We start from the raw sequence: 16,782 nt of genomic DNA, 5'->3' as shown, positions 1-16,782 counted from the left end.
GATATAGCGGACTCGCTGACATCGAGAATTAATGACCATTTTCAGGTGCTAAAAACTGCATCTTGAAGTTTCTTGGGTATATACCGAATGAACTTCAAAATGCTTGAGTCGTCAGACGTAAAAACATTTAAATTCAACAATATAATCGTTTTTCAAACATGCACTTTGAAGTGTCTTGAGTATATATCCGTAATCATTGAAGATGCTTGATTTTATCCGAAATGGAGATCATTATCCTCGCTTAAAAAACCGGGTGGTGTCCCTCATAAATTCGATGCAGAAAAACAGCGACAATTTATTGAATATTACGAAAATCTTAAAGTTACCGCGAAAGACGAACCCATCCTTTTTCTTGACGCGGTTCACCCGACTCAGGGCACCAGACTCAGTTATGGCTGGATGCGAAAAGGCGAGAAAAAAACAGTCAAAACAACAGGAAGCCGAACTCGCCTGAATATCCTGGGCGCGCTCAACCTGAATGCCATTGGTCGTACGGTGTTTCAGGAATATCAAACCATCAATGACGACAGCATTTGTCGTTTTTTCAATGAAATAAGAAAGTCTTATCCTGACTATCATCAAAAAATTCATCTTATTGTGGATGGGGCGGGTTACAACAAAGCGCATCTGGTGAAGGAGTGGGCTTATGTGAGCAATATTGAGTTACATTACCTTCCGCCATACAGCCCCAATTTAAACCCGATAGAGCGATTATGGAAGGTCATGAATGAACAGGTTCGAAATAACCGTTATTTCGCTAATAAACAGGAATTTCGAGACAACGTGTTCAAATTTTTCACCACAACGCTACCGGATATAGCGGACTCGCTGACATCTAGAATTAACGACCATTTTCAGGTGCTAAAAACTGCATCTTGAAGTTTCTTGGGTATACATTGTCACTTATAATCAAGAAAAATACATTATAGAATGTTTAGGAAATATTATTTTATAGGAAACAGATTTCAGGCCGACTCTCAGAGTAAAGTCTATAATATAATATATCGAAAAGTTTGCTGAAATAACAAAATCGAGTGAATAGCGTGTTAATACTAAAAAGTGCTATTTCTAAGATATTTCCTCTGAAAACTAGAGAATTATACGCATTTCATGCCGACTATTATAATATAACAACCTATCCGTCAAAATTCAAAAAATAGCCACCCCCAACCTTATTTATATGGAGAGTAAAGTAATATGATATTTCTACATAAGATTAGGCGTATTATTTGGTTTATTTTACTGGTCAGCTGAAAGCCTGATTGGTCACCCAATAGCTTAATCTTGATTTATTTCTGCCTATCCAAAATGTGAACATTCACCCATAGCTCTCGCCTAAAATATATTCGCATTTTCGCTCTGTATTATTGGGTAATATTTGTCTTGTAGCCAATAGTTAATTTTAAAGGTTTTTAAGAATGAGTGTTCCATTAGTTTCTGTATGTGTTGTCACTTATAATCAAGAGAAATACATTACAAAATGTCTAGAAAGTATTGTTTCACAAGAAACAGACTTTGATTTTGAAATCATTATCAGTGATGACTGCTCTACAGATAGAACTCCAGATATTATAAAAAAGTATGCAAATAATTTTTCTTCCATAAAAATAATACAAAGAGATAAAAATTTGGGTGCATTAGAAAATTTCCTAAGCACCCATTCACTTGCCACAGGAAAATATGTTTGTCATATTGATGGAGATGATTACTGGCTACCTAATAAATTAAAAATACAAGTTGCCTTTATGGAAAAAAATCCAAAATGCAATATATCATGGCATAGAGTGAAAGTATCTTATTCAGATAAAAGAATTGTTGATGACTTATTTACTAAAAAAATTATAAATGGAAAATATTATAGAAAGGATATACTTCAATATATCACTATTGGAATGAATAGCTCAAAAATGTATAGGAGAAATACCTTTTTTTACCCACAGGTAGATATACCCGTTACAGATTATTTTTTGAATGTAGAACAGGTAGGTGATAATTATGCTGCATTTGTCGGAAATGAAATCTTAGGTGTTTACAGAGCAGGAATTGGTATTGCTTCAGATGGTAATAAGACAAAAATAATGCTTTCTAAAACATTTTCCTATTTTAAAGAAAAATATCCTGACTTAAAGAGTCATATTGTTGCAGCTGCATTAACTCTTTTCTTAGCCGCATTAAAAAATAAGAGAAAAGAAAACATGAAGATATTTTATAAGCATTTGTTCTCAAGAAAAATACTTATTGCATTATTTATTTTAATAAAAAAATATTCTATAATAAAAAATTTCAGACTACCTTAATGGATATATTCAATGAGCTTAAAATATTTTTATAAAGACCTAGATACTGTTGTGAATAATAAGAACATTTTAATAAAATTAAAATGGCTTATCTGTAGTCATACTCTACATTTAGTCTTTTTTATTAGACTTGGGCAAAGCCTGGCAAAAGTACCTATCTTTGGGATATTCTTTAGAGTTCTTATTGAGTATTTAATCAGAATTATTTATGCGAGTGATATATCCCTAAAAGCAAAAATTGGATACGGACTTATAATATCTCATGGACATGATATTGTTATAGGTGCAGATGTAACAATAGGAAATAACTGCAAGATATTCAACGGGGTTACATTAGGGAACAAGGACATTACTCTACCCAGCAAAGATAATCAACCTAAAATTGGAAATAATGTCGTTATAGCTACAGGAGCAAAAATACTAGGCCCAATATGTGTAGGTAATTCATCTACTATTGGAGCCAATGCTGTAGTTATAACAGATATTGGTGATGGTGAAACAGCCGTTGGAATACCCGCAAAGTGCAAATAAATTAGTAATATTTTTATCTACTAAGCCAATACTAACTCAATATAATTAAAAAACCTATAAATAGATCACTTTATCTAAATGGATAATAAAAATCAAATATGAGAGATAAAAATTACAGAACTTTATGGCTATTTATCTATATACTAATAAATATAGTTTCGACTATTATAATATTATCCTCTGACAAACTAATGGGGGATGTTGATGGTAAAAAATCACATGATAGTGGCTTAATAATTATATCCAGTTTATCTATTATAACATCTTATATTATAATACTTTATTTTATTTTTGAATTATATCTTAAGATAAAAATCAAGCCACTTTATCCTTTTCTGACTCATCCTAATAACTCCAAATATATATCAAATAAAATCGGCTTTCTAATTTTCGTTTTACAAGTTTTCTTTTTAATTTATTCTATTTATAATGGACATAACTCATCTGAAGTTAATATTGAAAACAATAAAAACATATGGAGAATTTTTTGGATATTTATTCCCATTGACATGTTAGTTTTTATATATTACGGCTACTTCAGAGGAAGCAAATATTTTAGGCTAAATATTTTTTTATGGTTGATTTCAAATATAATCAGAGGATGGAGTGGCCCTTTGCTCATAATTATATTTATGGAAGGCCTTAACTATTATAAGAAAAAAAATTTTAGCATTATAAAATCACTATTCATAATTTTATTAATAATATTACTATACCCTTTCATTTTTATACTAAAAATGAATTTTAGACTTACTACAGAAGATATACTCTCTATCTATTTTTTTCATGATTTTATATCATCGCTAACAATAAACAATTACTTTACTATCGTATATGAGGGATTTTATAATTTAATTGGTCGGATCCAACTCATTAGCATGTTATCTGAAATAATTAGATATTCAGGATATATAGAACACGCAATGGAAAGTGATCAATTCCGTTCTTTTTGGGCCGATGGATTACATGGAATTATATATGATCACTTAGTATACGGATTTAAACGTGATAACATAGGGACATATATCACTACCACTGATATATTCTCTCATTTCAAAACAGATAGACAATGGAATACTAATATATCCTATCCAGCTTGGTTTTTTATATCCCCAGTATTAAGCATATATTACATCATTTTTACATTGTCTCTATTATGGTTATCTATGTTTTTAGTAAAGAAAATAAATTTAACATATGATGCTAAGAATATTCTTTGGTTATCATGGTTAATATATGTTATGCCACCTTGGTGGGGAACATTTACTACATACTGTTATGCCTTATTTCTATTCTTACTCTTACTCGCCATAATAAGAAAGTTATCGACTATAGTATTATGAGTAACATGACTATTATTCATCTGATCATTTCCTTGCACCAAGGTGGAGCAGAATCCCAATTAGAAAAATTGATATTACACTCCCACGCTAAAGATATAGAACATATTGTTATTTCACTAATAGATGATCAAACACCCTTGATGATAAAATTAAGATCTCATGGAGTTAGTGTATATACAACAAATTTCAGTAGAAAAGGGGTTTTGAAAGGAATTTTTCAACTAAGAAAGCTACTAAAAACTCTGGTAAATAAAGATACTATTATTCAATGCTGGATGTATCACGCTAACCTCTTAGGTTTTCTTGTAGCAAAAAGCTTAGGAATTACATCTCAAATTATCTGGAGTATACGCAGAACAGCAATACCAAGAGGAATCACTGGTTTCACCTCTAAGGTTTGTGCAGTAATATCTAAAAGATACCCTATTCCTATTATTTGTTGCGCAGAATCAGCTAAAGAATCTCACATAAAAGCTGGTTATGCTGGTAAGTATATATATGTATTCCATAATGGCATAGATACAGATCTATTTTCACCCAATAAAGAAAAAAGAAATAATACACGAAACGATCTAAAATTAAGTAATGAAAACTTTATAATTGGTATGGTGGCCCGATATTCTCCTATTAAAGGACATATTTATCTTCTTCAAGCTCTTCAATATTTGATTGAAAATACTCCAGAAGATAAAATAAAAAACCTTAAGTTAGTTATGATTGGGCGCAATATTGAAAAGGCAGAGTTGTTACAACCATATCTTAATAACTTATCTCTTAAGAAATACTTAGTAATAAAATCCGAAATCAGGAATATATGGGATATAATGCCTGCATTCGATATCTTATGCATGCCGTCAGAAAGTGAAGGTTTTCCTAATGTTGTTGCTGAATCAATGAGCTGTGGGGTTGTACCTTTAGTGACAGATGTCGGTGAAGCAAGAGTTATTGTTGGTGATACAGGTAGTATCGTTCCACCATTTCAACCTGAGTATATAGCAAAAGCCATCATAAAATTAATAAATATGAATGAAAACGAGTTAAAAAAACTAGCTAATTTAGCCCATCTACGTATTAAGAATAACTTTTCTATCGAAAAAGCTTGGGATAATTATAAAAACTTTTATCAAAACCAAATCATTAATAATGGTAATTAACTATGTGTGGATTTGCAGGATTTTATTGCCCAAAGGGACTTCATTCAGATCCATCGGCTATTCTTCAAAAGATGGGAGATGCAATATCTCACCGTGGTCCTGATGATAATGGTATATGGTTTAATATAAATACTGGTATTGCGTTTTCTCATCGTCGATTAGCTATAATTGATCTAACCAAAACAGGGCACCAGCCCATGCATTCTCATTCCAAACGTTTTACTATTTCTTTTAATGGTGAAATATATAATCACCTTAATCTTAGAAAAGATTTGAAAAATATAACCTGGAAAGGAAATTCTGATACTGAAACTTTACTTTGCGCCATTGAGAATTGGGGATTAGAAAAAACATTACAAAGATCTACTGGTATGTTTTCCTTTGCTCTCTGGGATAATACTACACATACACTAACTTTGGCACGTGACCGAATTGGAGAAAAGCCTCTTTACTATGGTTGGCAAGGCAACTCACTTTTATTTGGTTCAGATCTGATATCATTTAAACATCACCCTGAATTTATACCTGAAATAAACAGGCAAGTCCTAACTGGTTATCTAAAGAAAGGTTATATTGAAGCTCCTAATAGCATTTTCGAAAACATCTTTAAGCTCACTCCAGGTACATTTAAAACTTTTTCCAATTCTATTCCAAAAGAAGGAGTAGAAAATGTCTACTGGTCCAAAGAAAAGGTTATTTTGAGTAGTATTGAAAATCCTTTTATAGGCACCCATTCTGAAGCAGTTGAACAATTAGAATCTTTATTATCCAAGGCTATCTCACAACAAATGTTGGCTGATGTTCCATTAGGTGCATTTCTTTCCGGTGGCGTTGACTCTTCTACTATCGTTTCTCTGATGCAGAGTCATTCAAAACGCCCCATACAAACGTTTACAATCGGATTTAATGAGAAAAACTACAATGAAGCTGAATATGCAAAAGCAGTAGCAGAACACTTAGGCACTAATCATACAGAATTATATGTCACTGCACAGGATATATTAAATATAGTACCAAATATCTCAAAAATATACTCTGAACCATTTGCTGATTCTAGCCAAATTCCTATGTTATTAGTTGCGAAAATGGCAAAACAGCATGTCACTGTAGCATTATCTGGTGATGCCGGTGATGAGCTTTTCTATGGATATAGCCGATATAATAATACCCTCAGCGCATGGAATAAGATTAATTCTCTTCCTATGTCTTTACGTAAAATAGGGAAAAACTTCATTAATTATATTTCACCAAATTTAATTAATAAACTGGGTTTAGTACTTACATCTGGTAAAAAAGTATACCTAGGCGACAAAATACATAAAGGAGCTGAGTTATTAGAAATAAGTAATTTCGAAGATTTTTATAAGAATTACTTACTATCTCATTATAACAGCACTGATAAGTTAGTATTGAATGCGTCTACTGATGACAAAAGCCCTTTGGTATCCAGCTTTGACTCGTTAAATAATCAAGAGAAAATGATGGTAATAGACTCATATTCTTATTTACCAGATGATATTTTAGTCAAAGTTGATCGTGCAGCGATGGGAGTCTCTTTGGAAACTCGTGTCCCAATGCTTGATCATCATGTTGTTGAATTCGCTTACTCGTTACCAATTTCCTATAAAGAAAGAGGCAATTCCAGTAAATGGCCATTGAGACAAATTCTATATAAATATGTTCCACCCTCCCTCATTGAACGCCCTAAAAAAGGCTTTAGCATTCCAGTCCGTGACTGGCTTAGAGGACCATTATATGAATGGGCAAATGACCTTTTAGATGAAAAAAGAATAAAACAAGAAGGTTTCTTTGACCCTATTCAAATTCAGAATCTTTGGAAAGAACATACTGACGGAATTAGGAATTGGAGTAATGTCCTTTGGGCAATACTAATGTTCCAGCAATGGTATCAAGATTATAACACTTCTAATTGAAGTGTTATTCAACATATTAGATATAATAGATTCAAAAAAACCTGTTTTTAATTACAGGTAACTATTTTACATATTTTGAGGAACATTAAGGATGAAAATCGCTGTTGTTGGCTTAGGTTATGTTGGCCTACCTCTTGCTGTCGCGTTTGGTAAACAATTTGATACTATTGGATTTGATCTTTCTGAAAACAAAGTTTCTGCATATAAGAATCATTATGATCCTACCGGGGAAGTTTCTACAGAAGAATTAAAAGCAGCAACTCGAATAAATTACTATACAGATCCATCCTCTCTCAAAGAGGCTGATTTCATTATCGTTGCTGTTCCTACTCCTGTAGATGAAGCACACCGCCCAGATTTCACCCCGCTGATAAAATCTTCAGAAACAGTAGGGAAATATATGAAAAAAGGAGCAGTAGTTGTTTATGAGTCAACTGTCTATCCTGGCGCTACAGAAGAGATTTGTATTCCAGTGCTCGAAAAATTTTCAAACCTAAAATGGAAGAAAGATTTCTATATCGGGTATAGCCCAGAGCGCATTAATCCAGGTGATAAAGAACATACAGTTACGAAAATAATCAAAGTAGTTTCAGGAGATACTCCAGAAACTTTAGAAGTCGTAAAAAATACCTATGCAGCAGTTATAACTGCAGGAGTATATCCTGCAAGTTCAATCAAAGTTGCTGAAGCTGCTAAAGTGATTGAAAACACTCAACGGGATCTCAATATCGCTTTGATGAATGAACTTGCAATGATATTTGAATTCGTTGGAATTGATACATTAGAAGTACTAGAAGCAGCCGGAACTAAATGGAACTTCTTACCTTTTAGACCTGGATTGGTTGGCGGTCATTGTATTGGTGTTGATCCATATTATTTAACAAATAAAGCAGAAATGCTAGGTTACCATCCCCAAGTTATTTTAGCAGGTAGAAGAATCAATGATGGAATGGGTAAATATATTGCAGAACAAGTTGTTAAAAACCTAATAGCTGCCAGTATTCCAATTAAAGGAAGCAACGTTGCAATTTTAGGATTAACATTTAAAGAAAACTGTCCAGATTTACGCAACAGTAAAGTAATTGATGTTATTCATGAGCTAGAAGCCTATGGTGTCAATGTATTGGTTCATGACCCATTAGCTGATAACTCTGAAGCACAGCATGAATATAATGTTTCATTAACAAAATGGGATGACCTGCCAGAAGTACATGCAATGGTAGCTACCGTCAATCATAACGATTATCGCAAAATGGGTCTGAATACTTTGCTATCAAAACTAACTAAAGGAGGTATATTTGCAGATGTAAAAAGTACCTGGCCGGTTGAAGAGATAAAAGCCAGAGGCGCACATTTATGGAGACTATAACAAATGATTTTATATGAACAATTAAAGATTCAATTACAACAAAAACCAGCAACTTGGCTTATTACAGGTGTTGCTGGGTTTATAGGAAGTAATTTATTAGAAACTTTACTCAAATTAAATCAGAACGTTATTGGGTTAGATAACTTTGCTACTGGCCATAAACATAACCTTGAGCTTGTTAAAAACCTTATTACGCCAGAACAATGGCAAAAATTTCATTTTATTGAGGGAGATATACGAAACCTAGATGATTGTCAAAAGGCTAGTGTCGGTGTTGATTATATTCTTCACCAGGCAGCCCTAGGATCTGTACCTCGTTCAATAGATGATCCAATTACAAGCAATGCTACCAACATTAGTGGTTTTTTAAACATGCTAGTAGCCGCCCGTGATGCAGGAGCTAAACGTTTTGTTTATGCCGCTAGCAGCTCTACTTATGGCGATCATCCTGAACTTCCAAAAATAGAAGAGCGCATTGGAAACCCTCTCTCTCCTTATGCAGTTACAAAATATGCCAATGAATTATATGCTAGTGTTTTCGCAAGGACTTATAATTTACAAAGCATAGGCTTACGCTACTTCAATGTATTTGGCCCACGGCAGGATCCCAATGGAGCTTATGCTGCAGTAATTCCAAAATGGACAGCCACAATGCTTGCAGGCGAACAAATCTATATAAATGGGGATGGAAAAACTAGCCGTGATTTTTGTTTTGTCGCAAATGCTGTTCAAGCCAATATATTAGCTGCCACAACCATAAATCATAATGCAATAAATCAAGTCTACAATGTTGCAATTAGCCAACAGACAACTCTCAATGAACTTTTTGAGATGATTAAAAGTGAACTGGTCGCCAATAATTTTAATAATGATAATATATTACCTGCTATACATCGTGACTTTCGAAAAGGAGATGTAAAACATTCATTAGCAGATATTAATAAAGCGTCAAATCTTCTTGGCTATAAACCAACACATACAATACGGCAAGGAATAAAACTAGCTACTCAATGGTATTTGAAAGAATATAAGAACAATTAGTATATATACTATAAGGGGGACTTAAAATACAAGGTTAAGTTCTCCTATTTTTATATCTAAGGTGTAATTTAGGATGAAAAAATTACTTTTTGTTGTTAATGTCGATTGGTTTTTTATTTCACATCGACTTCCTATAGCTTTGTCTGCAATGAATCAAGGCTATGATATTCATTTAGCCTGTGGTATTACAAATCAATATCATTACTTAATAGGACTGGGTATTAATGTTCATCCACTCCCATTATCCCGAAGTGGTACATCATGGTTTAATGAACTAAAAACATTTAAAACAATTTTTCAAGTTATCAAGAATATTAAACCTGATATTATTCATATGGTAACATCTAAACCAGTTATATATGCAGGCATTGCTAGTTTAATTTTAGGAATCAATAAAAGGGTAGCGTCTATATCAGGTTTAGGTTATATATTTATTGATAATACAATTAAATCGAAGATAATACGGTTTTTAGTCATTAAATTTTATAAGTTAGCTTTACATAATAACAAAACAAACGTTATATTCCAAAATAAAAATGACCGGGACTTATTCTGTAGTCTAAATATATTAAAAAAAGATAATAGTTTAATAATTAGAGGTTCAGGAGTAAAAGTTGATAACTACCATGTAATTCCAGAACCTAATGATATTCCTGTTGTAATGCTAGTCGCTCGATTACTTTATGATAAAGGTGTTATGGAGTTTGTCAATGCTGCAAAAATTTTGAAGTCAGAAAGTATTCAAATCCGTATGGTCCTCGTTGGGAATACTGACGAAAACCCAAAATCAGTAAAAAAAGAAGAAATAGATCATTGGGTCAAACAAGGAATTGTTGAATATTGGGGATATAGACACGATATTGATAATATCATGTCAAAAGCAAACATAATTGTATTACCATCCTACCGAGAAGGTCTCCCGAAAAGTCTTATTGAAGCTGCAGCTTGTGGTAGAGCTGTAATAACAACCGATGTACCAGGTTGTCGAGATGCAATTATAAACAATGTAACTGGTTTACTTGTACCTGTTAAAGATTCATTTGCCTTATCTGAAGCTATTCAAGATCTGATATCTAATAGTGAAAAAAGAAATAATATGGCAAATGAAGGGCGTAAATTAGCTGAACGTGTATTTGATATATCTTTAGTTATTAGTAAACATCTCGAGATATATGATGGAAAAGGATCTTTATAATGATTCTTCTGACTGGTAGCACAGGGTTCGTTGGTAGAGCCATTCTTGATAAATTATCAGGAAAATTAGTTAAAACTCTTGGTCGTACTCGCCCAACAAACCAATCCTCTGATTTTTTCAGTGGCACTATTGACTGCGATACTGACTATTCTCTAGCACTGGAAGGTGTTAAAGTTATTATCCATGCAGCCGCTCGAGTCCATATCATGAATGATTCAGTACTGAATCCATTAGCTGCATTCAGAGAAGTCAATGTTGAAGGAACTCTAAATTTAGCACGCCAAGCAATAGCAGCTGGAGTTAAGCGTTTTATTTTTATTAGTTCTATCAAAGTAAACGGTGAAGAAACAACCCCCAGCACCCCATTCCGATATAATGATATACCAGCACCAAGTGACGCTTACGGGCAGTCTAAAGCTGAAGCAGAAGAAGAACTAAAAAAATTAGCAAATCTTACGGGAATGGAACTAGTAATCATTCGTCCACCTTTAGTCTATGGCCCTGGCGTTAAAGCTAATTTTAGGTCATTAATGACGGTAGTGAACAAAGGCTTACCCCTGCCACTAGGCGCTATTCATAATCAGCGTAGTTTAGTAGCACTAGATAACCTAGTTGATTTAATCGTGACCTGTGTCGATCACCCACAAGCAGCAAATCAAACTTTTATGGTCAGCGATGATCAAGATATTTCCACTACTGAGCTTCTAAAAAAAATGGCCAATGCTCTGGATAAACCATCAAGATTAATCCCAGTACCAATGAATTGGATTCGTTTCGTTGCCGGTTTGCTTCGTAAGAAACCTATTGCTGACAGATTATGTAGCTCTTTACACGTGGATATTACTCATACTAAGCAGGTTTTAGGTTGGACACCACCGGTTACAATGGATGAAGAATTAGCCAAAATTGCTAGTGTGGAATTTAATAAATAAATTGGATCAATTATTACCCATGACTACTTTGATAATTCGTATATTTGATATTATATTTTCCTTGATAGGGTTGATTATAACTTCCCCGATCTTATTTATCTTAACTATTATCGGATTATTTGATACAGGTTCACCTTTATTCCGGCAAACACGTGTGGGACGATTTCAAAAACCGTTTACTTTGGTCAAGTTACGTACTATGAAAATAGATACAGCCCCTGTTGCAAGTCACTTAGCCAATTCTTCTTCTATTACTAAATTTGGTAGTTTCTTACGTAAAAGTAAGTTAGACGAGCTACCACAATTATGGAATGTGTTGAAAGGGGAAATGAGCCTTGTCGGACCTCGACCCTGTCTCTTTAATCAAGAAGAACTAATCGCTGAAAGAGAACTTCGTAATGTATTTAATGTGAAGCCAGGAATTACAGGTTTAGCACAAGTAAACACCATAGATATGTCTACACCAAAATTATTAGCTGAAATGGATGCTAATATGATTAATTCACTCACATTAACTGATTATTTCAAATACATTATCCAGACAGTTACTGGTAAAGGTTCTGGCGATAGGGTTAAATATTAATAGTTTTTTTCTCATGTCTTTTAATGTTACAACTATTCAAAACAGCAATATCAACCTCAACCATGCAAATTAGTAGGCATAAAATATAATGTTAATTTATTTTCTTGCGCTTCCTCGAAAGCTCAAACGAACTATCTCTATTTTAGTGGACATAGGACTATTGAGTATTGCTTTTTGGGGCGGATATTGGGTTCGTCTTGATACACAAATTCCCATTTCTAATTTACCTCAATGGGGACTATTAGCAATACTCACTCCGGTGACTATATTAGTTTTTATAAAATTAGGATTATATCGAGCAGTATTGCGCTATGTAGGTTTTAAAGTTTTATGGACAGTAGCCTTAGGAATTTCAGTATCTACTATATTATTAGTAATATCGGCTTTCTTTTTTAGCATTTTTCTACCACGTACTGTACCTATAATTTATTTCGCATTTGCTATACTGTTAGTCGGTGGCATTAGATTATTTTTCCAAATGTTGGTTAATAGAAATAAAAACAACAGAATTCCTGTATTGATCTATGGCGCCGGTTCATCAGGCCGACAATTACAATTAGCACTAAATCAAGGGCAAGAGTATTTTCCTGTCGCATTTGTTGACGATGATATAACCCTACATAAGACAATGATTCAAGGAATTAGTGTCTATCCCCCTGAGAATATTGATGAATTAATTCTTCGTTTTAACATTAAGAAAATATTATTAGCAATACCTAGTGCCCCCAGGTCAACACGTCAAAATGTCATCCACCGCTTAGAACATTTTCCATGTGAAGTTCTCTCTATTCCAGGTATGACTGACTTAGTAAAAGGGAATGCATTTATTGATGAATTAAAAGAGGTTTCTATAGAAGATCTATTAGGACGTGATCCTGTAGAACCAATACCTGAATTAATGAATGCAAATATAACGAATAAGTATGTCATGGTGACAGGAGCTGGAGGCTCTATTGGTTCTGAACTATGTCGTCAAATATTACGCTGTAAACCTGCTAAGTTAGTATTATTTGAATTATCTGAATATAACCTTTACGCAATTGACAAAGAACTTAATGAACAATGCCATCGTGAAAATATTAAAACTGAGATCATACCTCTTCTAGGTTCAGTTCAGCATCAGTGTCGTTTAAGTACTGCAATGGCTAGCTTTCAAATTCAAACTGTCTATCATGCGGCTGCTTATAAGCATGTTCCTTTAGTTGAATATAACGTAGTCGAAGGAATACGTAACAATATATTTGGTACTCTTTATAGCGCTCAAGCGGCTATAAAAGCGGGTGTTGAAACCTTTGTTCTCATTTCAACGGATAAAGCAGTTCGTTCTACCAATACTATGGGAGCTACTAAGCGCTTGGCAGAATTGATTTTGCAAGCTTTAGCTGAAGCACAAAATCAAACCCGTTTTTGTATGGTTCGTTTTGGCAATGTATTGGGATCATCAGGTTCTGTCGTTCCACTGTTTCGAAAGCAAATTCTGAATGGTGGCCCCATCACTGTGACTCATCCCGATATTATTCGTTACTTTATGACAATTCCAGAGGCTTCCCAATTAGTCATTCAAGCTGGGGCCATGGGTACTGGAGGAGATGTCTTTGTTCTTGATATGGGCAATCCTGTTAAGATCCTTGATTTAGCTCACCGTATGATCAGATTAAGTGGCCTAACATTGAAAAACAAGCAGAACCCAGAAGGAGATATAGAAGTAGAAGTTGTAGGACTTCGCCCAGGTGAAAAGTTATTTGAAGAATTACTCATTGGCGATGCAGTAAATAACACTGCTCACCCGCGTATCATGACTGCTCAAGAAAGCATGTTACCATGGCCGATATTACGTGAGCTTTTAGTCGAGTTAGCAGATGCATGCCACAGTTCTGATCACGAGAAAATTCGCCGATTGCTATTAAAAGCGCCAGCCGCATTCTCACCAACAGATGGGATATGTGATTTAGTTTGGAAAGCCCAAACAAAACTCGATTTTGATGTAATCCAAGCCGGAAAACATAATATTGAATTTTTTATATCTGAATTACATACACCCTTTCCTTGATCATTAAAATAATTAACTCTCATAATAAATACATCAATTATTTATGTAATAAAATTTATTAAAGGATTTAAATGATTACTTTAATCACCGGTGGAGCCGGCTACATTGGTTCCCATACAGTATTAGCGCTTTTGGAAAAAGGAGCCGATGTTGTTGTTATTGATAATCTCTGTAATTCATCACCAGAATCTCTTCGCCGAGTTGAAAAACTCACAGGCAAATCAGTAAAGTTCTACCAAGGTGATGTTCTTGACCTAAATTTATTAAATAAAATTTTCCAAGAAAATAAAATAGACACTGTCATCCATTTTGCTGGATTAAAAGCAGTTGGTGAATCCACCAGAAAGCCACTTGAGTATTATCAGAATAATGTTACTGGTACCCTGGTTCTGTTGCAGGCTATGCGTGCCAATGGCGTACATCAACTGATTTTCAGCTCATCTGCAACAGTTTATGGCGATCCTGAGTTTGTACCTCTAACTGAAAATGCCAAAGTAGGCGGTACAACTAATCCTTATGGCACGTCTAAACTGATGGTCGAGCAAATTCTAAAAGATTTTGCCGCTGCCGAGCCAAGTTTCAAAATCACCAGTCTAAGATATTTCAATCCTGTTGGTGCACATCCATCAGGTATGATTGGCGAAGATCCTAACGGTATTCCCAATAATCTGCTGCCTTATATCACTCAGGTTGCTATTGGTCGTCTGGAATGTTTATCAGTCTATGGCAACGATTACCCAACCAAAGACGGCACCGGTGTTCGTGATTATATTCATGTGATGGATTTGGCTGAAGGCCATATTGCTGCTATTGACTATCTGGATACACAACCATCCTATGAAGTTTTCAATTTAGGAACCGGGACCGGTTATTCTGTACTTGAATTGCTTCATGCTTTTGAGAAAGCCTCAGGTAAGAAGATTCCCCACAAAATTACAAATAGGCGCCCTGGAGATATTGCTGAGTGTTGGTCTGATCCATCCAAAGCCCATGAAATTCTCGGCTGGCAAGCAACACGCAATATTGACGATATGATGTGTGATAGCTGGAATTGGCAGAAGAATAATCCCAATGGTTTTCGTTCTAATTGAGATGTATATCTCTATACTGTCTGGTTCCTTAATAAGTTAATAAGGATTAAGATTCAGAATAAATCTGAGTGACTACCCACCCAATATGTTTTAATTCAGTCTTTGTACGCTGATAAATCAGCAAAATATCTGGCGCTCCGTGACATTCAAGGTAGCCAATATATTGGCCTGCTAATGAAATGTTCACGGTAACGCTCTAGTAAAAGCTCACCAGTGTGTAAAAGCTCAATAGCTTTCAAGATAACAGATTGAGCTTTTTTATTATTAGCATAACGTTTTGCATCTTTTTTAAAACGACTCTGGTAAACAATCTTTAGCATTATTTACCATCCAAGATCACGCTTTAGTTCATCTATCGTATCAACTCGGTGAACACCTACGCCATTTTCCAGATCTCGAATAGCCTGTAATGTCTCCTGATTAAGCTGCAACAACTTAGCAGGCAATTCTGGCTCAACAGCCAGACGATTAACCACCATACGAATTATAGTGGAAAGATTCAGCCCCATCGCTTTCGCATTAGCCATCGCCGCCGCTTTGGATTTAGGATTAACACGGGCACGTACAACGGTATCAGCCATAAGAAACCTCCATCAATGTTTGTCTACATAATAGCCATATTGTAGCCACAAGCAAATGAATGTGTCCAAGTGATGAGTAATTTCTGAAAGATGTTCCAACAGATAAACCAGAGATGAAATCCCCTCTGCATCCCTACTCAATTTCTGCTAATCTGTGCCCCTTGTTTCTGGGGGGCATATGCTAAACATCGTTTTATTTGAACCTGAAATCCCACCTAATACCGGTAATATTATTCGTCTTTGTGCTAACACCGGCTTTCAGTTGCATCTGATTCAGCCTCTGGGTTTTACCTGGGATGATAAAAGGCTACGCCGAGCCGGGCTGGATTATCATGAGTTTGCCAATATCAAGCAACATCATGATTATCACTCCTTTTTGGAGAGCGAAGGGTTAACAGCTGAATCTTCTGCTCGCCTGTTTGCACTCACAACAAAAGGAACACCAGCACACAGTGCGGTAAGTTATCAAAATGGGGATTATTTGCTGTTTGGGCCGGAAACCAGAGGGCTACCACCTTACGTTCTGGACAATATGCCACCACAACAAAAGATCCGTATTCCAATGCTGGCAGACAGCCGAAGTATGAATCTTTCTAATTCAGTTGCTGTTGTGGTTTTTGAAGCCTGGCGGCAATTGGGGTATTCAGGTGCTTTATTGAAAGAGTAATTGTCATTGACTAA

General features: G+C 34.8%; 15 protein-coding genes and 1 pseudogene. 14 read left to right on the top strand and 2 right to left on the bottom strand.

The window, feature by feature from the left end; all coding sequences use genetic code 11:
• Window positions 1–234: 234 nt before the first annotated feature.
• From BO26_RS06530 to galE, 13 genes and pseudogenes are all read left to right on the top strand, one after another.
• Window positions 235–879, top strand: a pseudogene (locus BO26_RS06530) (IS630 family transposase); the annotation flags it as partial.
• A gap of 539 nt (window positions 880–1,418) precedes the next feature.
• Window positions 1,419–2,297, top strand: coding sequence for a glycosyltransferase family 2 protein (locus BO26_RS06525; RefSeq protein ID WP_036770124.1), 879 nt, complete (start codon window positions 1,419–1,421; stop codon window positions 2,295–2,297).
• A 12-nt stretch (window positions 2,298–2,309) separates the two neighbouring features.
• On the top strand, window positions 2,310–2,828 hold the full coding sequence (locus tag BO26_RS06520) for a serine O-acetyltransferase (protein ID WP_036770121.1): 519 nt from the start codon (window positions 2,310–2,312) through the stop codon (window positions 2,826–2,828).
• Window positions 2,829–2,926: 98 nt separating this feature from the next.
• Complete coding sequence (wzy, locus tag BO26_RS24600; protein WP_036770119.1) at window positions 2,927–4,171, top strand: oligosaccharide repeat unit polymerase; 1,245 nt, start codon at window positions 2,927–2,929, stop codon at window positions 4,169–4,171.
• Entirely contained in the window at window positions 4,168–5,325 is a 1,158-nt protein-coding gene (locus tag BO26_RS06510) for a glycosyltransferase family 4 protein (RefSeq protein ID WP_036770117.1), read from the top strand. The genes wzy and BO26_RS06510 overlap by 4 nt, the downstream gene beginning before the upstream one ends.
• Window positions 5,326–5,327: 2 nt before the next feature.
• On the top strand, window positions 5,328–7,259 hold the full coding sequence (gene asnB / locus BO26_RS06505; protein WP_036770112.1) for an asparagine synthase (glutamine-hydrolyzing): 1,932 nt from the start codon (window positions 5,328–5,330) through the stop codon (window positions 7,257–7,259).
• A 91-nt stretch (window positions 7,260–7,350) separates the two neighbouring features.
• Window positions 7,351–8,628, top strand: coding sequence for a nucleotide sugar dehydrogenase (locus tag BO26_RS06500; protein WP_036770109.1), 1,278 nt, complete (start codon window positions 7,351–7,353; stop codon window positions 8,626–8,628).
• Between the two features lie 3 nt (window positions 8,629–8,631).
• Window positions 8,632–9,669 (top strand): SDR family oxidoreductase, encoded by a 1,038-nt coding sequence (locus tag BO26_RS06495; protein WP_036770106.1) that lies wholly within the window; start codon window positions 8,632–8,634, stop codon window positions 9,667–9,669.
• A 73-nt stretch (window positions 9,670–9,742) separates the two neighbouring features.
• Window positions 9,743–10,864 (top strand): glycosyltransferase family 4 protein, encoded by a 1,122-nt coding sequence (locus BO26_RS06490; RefSeq protein ID WP_036770103.1) that lies wholly within the window; start codon window positions 9,743–9,745, stop codon window positions 10,862–10,864.
• Window positions 10,864–11,796, top strand: a complete 933-nt coding sequence (locus BO26_RS06485; RefSeq protein ID WP_036770100.1) for a UDP-glucose 4-epimerase family protein — start codon at window positions 10,864–10,866, stop codon at window positions 11,794–11,796. Before BO26_RS06490 ends, BO26_RS06485 begins: the two co-directional genes overlap by 1 nt.
• Window positions 11,797–11,815: 19 nt before the next feature.
• Window positions 11,816–12,379, top strand: a complete 564-nt coding sequence (locus BO26_RS06480) for a sugar transferase (protein WP_236637356.1) — start codon at window positions 11,816–11,818, stop codon at window positions 12,377–12,379.
• 88 nt (window positions 12,380–12,467) lie between these two features.
• On the top strand, window positions 12,468–14,429 hold the full coding sequence (locus BO26_RS06475) for a polysaccharide biosynthesis protein (RefSeq protein ID WP_036770093.1): 1,962 nt from the start codon (window positions 12,468–12,470) through the stop codon (window positions 14,427–14,429).
• 71 nt (window positions 14,430–14,500) lie between these two features.
• Window positions 14,501–15,520: a UDP-glucose 4-epimerase GalE gene (gene galE, locus BO26_RS06470; protein ID WP_036770090.1), complete on the top strand. Its 1,020-nt coding sequence runs from the start codon at window positions 14,501–14,503 to the stop codon at window positions 15,518–15,520.
• A gap of 146 nt (window positions 15,521–15,666) precedes the next feature.
• Here galE and BO26_RS06465 read toward each other — a convergent pair whose 3' ends face one another.
• Complete coding sequence (locus BO26_RS06465) at window positions 15,667–15,840, bottom strand: type II toxin-antitoxin system YafQ family toxin (RefSeq protein ID WP_236637355.1); 174 nt, start codon at window positions 15,838–15,840, stop codon at window positions 15,667–15,669.
• 3 nt (window positions 15,841–15,843) lie between these two features.
• Complete coding sequence (locus BO26_RS06460; RefSeq protein WP_036770088.1) at window positions 15,844–16,101, bottom strand: type II toxin-antitoxin system RelB/DinJ family antitoxin; 258 nt, start codon at window positions 16,099–16,101, stop codon at window positions 15,844–15,846.
• Between the two features lie 178 nt (window positions 16,102–16,279).
• Here BO26_RS06460 and trmL point away from each other — a divergent pair, with 178 nt between their 5' ends.
• Complete coding sequence (gene trmL, locus BO26_RS06455) at window positions 16,280–16,768, top strand: tRNA (uridine(34)/cytosine(34)/5-carboxymethylaminomethyluridine(34)-2'-O)-methyltransferase TrmL (protein ID WP_036770087.1); 489 nt, start codon at window positions 16,280–16,282, stop codon at window positions 16,766–16,768.
• Window positions 16,769–16,782 lie beyond the last annotated feature (14 nt).

The sequence above is a fragment of the Photorhabdus australis DSM 17609 genome (genome assembly GCF_000711895.1).
Lineage (GTDB): Bacteria > Pseudomonadota > Gammaproteobacteria > Enterobacterales > Enterobacteriaceae > Photorhabdus > Photorhabdus australis.
This window is presented reverse-complemented; position numbering and strand designations above follow the sequence as displayed.

Bases quoted from the DNA above. Each gene is read 5' to 3' on its own strand.
- BO26_RS06525 (WP_036770124.1), top strand. From the start codon at position 1,419: ATGAGTGTTCCATTAGTTTCTGTATGTGTTGTCACTTATAATCAAGAG.
- BO26_RS06520 (WP_036770121.1), top strand. From the start codon at position 2,310: ATGAGCTTAAAATATTTTTATAAAGACCTAGATACTGTTGTGAATAAT.
- wzy (WP_036770119.1), top strand. From the start codon at position 2,927: ATGAGAGATAAAAATTACAGAACTTTATGGCTATTTATCTATATACTA.
- BO26_RS06510 (WP_036770117.1), top strand. From the start codon at position 4,168: ATGAGTAACATGACTATTATTCATCTGATCATTTCCTTGCACCAAGGT.
- asnB (WP_036770112.1), top strand. From the start codon at position 5,328: ATGTGTGGATTTGCAGGATTTTATTGCCCAAAGGGACTTCATTCAGAT.
- BO26_RS06500 (WP_036770109.1), top strand. From the start codon at position 7,351: ATGAAAATCGCTGTTGTTGGCTTAGGTTATGTTGGCCTACCTCTTGCT.
- BO26_RS06495 (WP_036770106.1), top strand. From the start codon at position 8,632: ATGATTTTATATGAACAATTAAAGATTCAATTACAACAAAAACCAGCA.
- BO26_RS06490 (WP_036770103.1), top strand. From the start codon at position 9,743: ATGAAAAAATTACTTTTTGTTGTTAATGTCGATTGGTTTTTTATTTCA.
- BO26_RS06485 (WP_036770100.1), top strand. From the start codon at position 10,864: ATGATTCTTCTGACTGGTAGCACAGGGTTCGTTGGTAGAGCCATTCTT.
- BO26_RS06480 (WP_236637356.1), top strand. From the start codon at position 11,816: ATGACTACTTTGATAATTCGTATATTTGATATTATATTTTCCTTGATA.
- BO26_RS06475 (WP_036770093.1), top strand. From the start codon at position 12,468: ATGTTAATTTATTTTCTTGCGCTTCCTCGAAAGCTCAAACGAACTATC.
- galE (WP_036770090.1), top strand. From the start codon at position 14,501: ATGATTACTTTAATCACCGGTGGAGCCGGCTACATTGGTTCCCATACA.
- BO26_RS06465 (WP_236637355.1), bottom strand. From the start codon at position 15,840: ATGCTAAAGATTGTTTACCAGAGTCGTTTTAAAAAAGATGCAAAACGT.
- BO26_RS06460 (WP_036770088.1), bottom strand. From the start codon at position 16,101: ATGGCTGATACCGTTGTACGTGCCCGTGTTAATCCTAAATCCAAAGCG.
- trmL (WP_036770087.1), top strand. From the start codon at position 16,280: ATGCTAAACATCGTTTTATTTGAACCTGAAATCCCACCTAATACCGGT.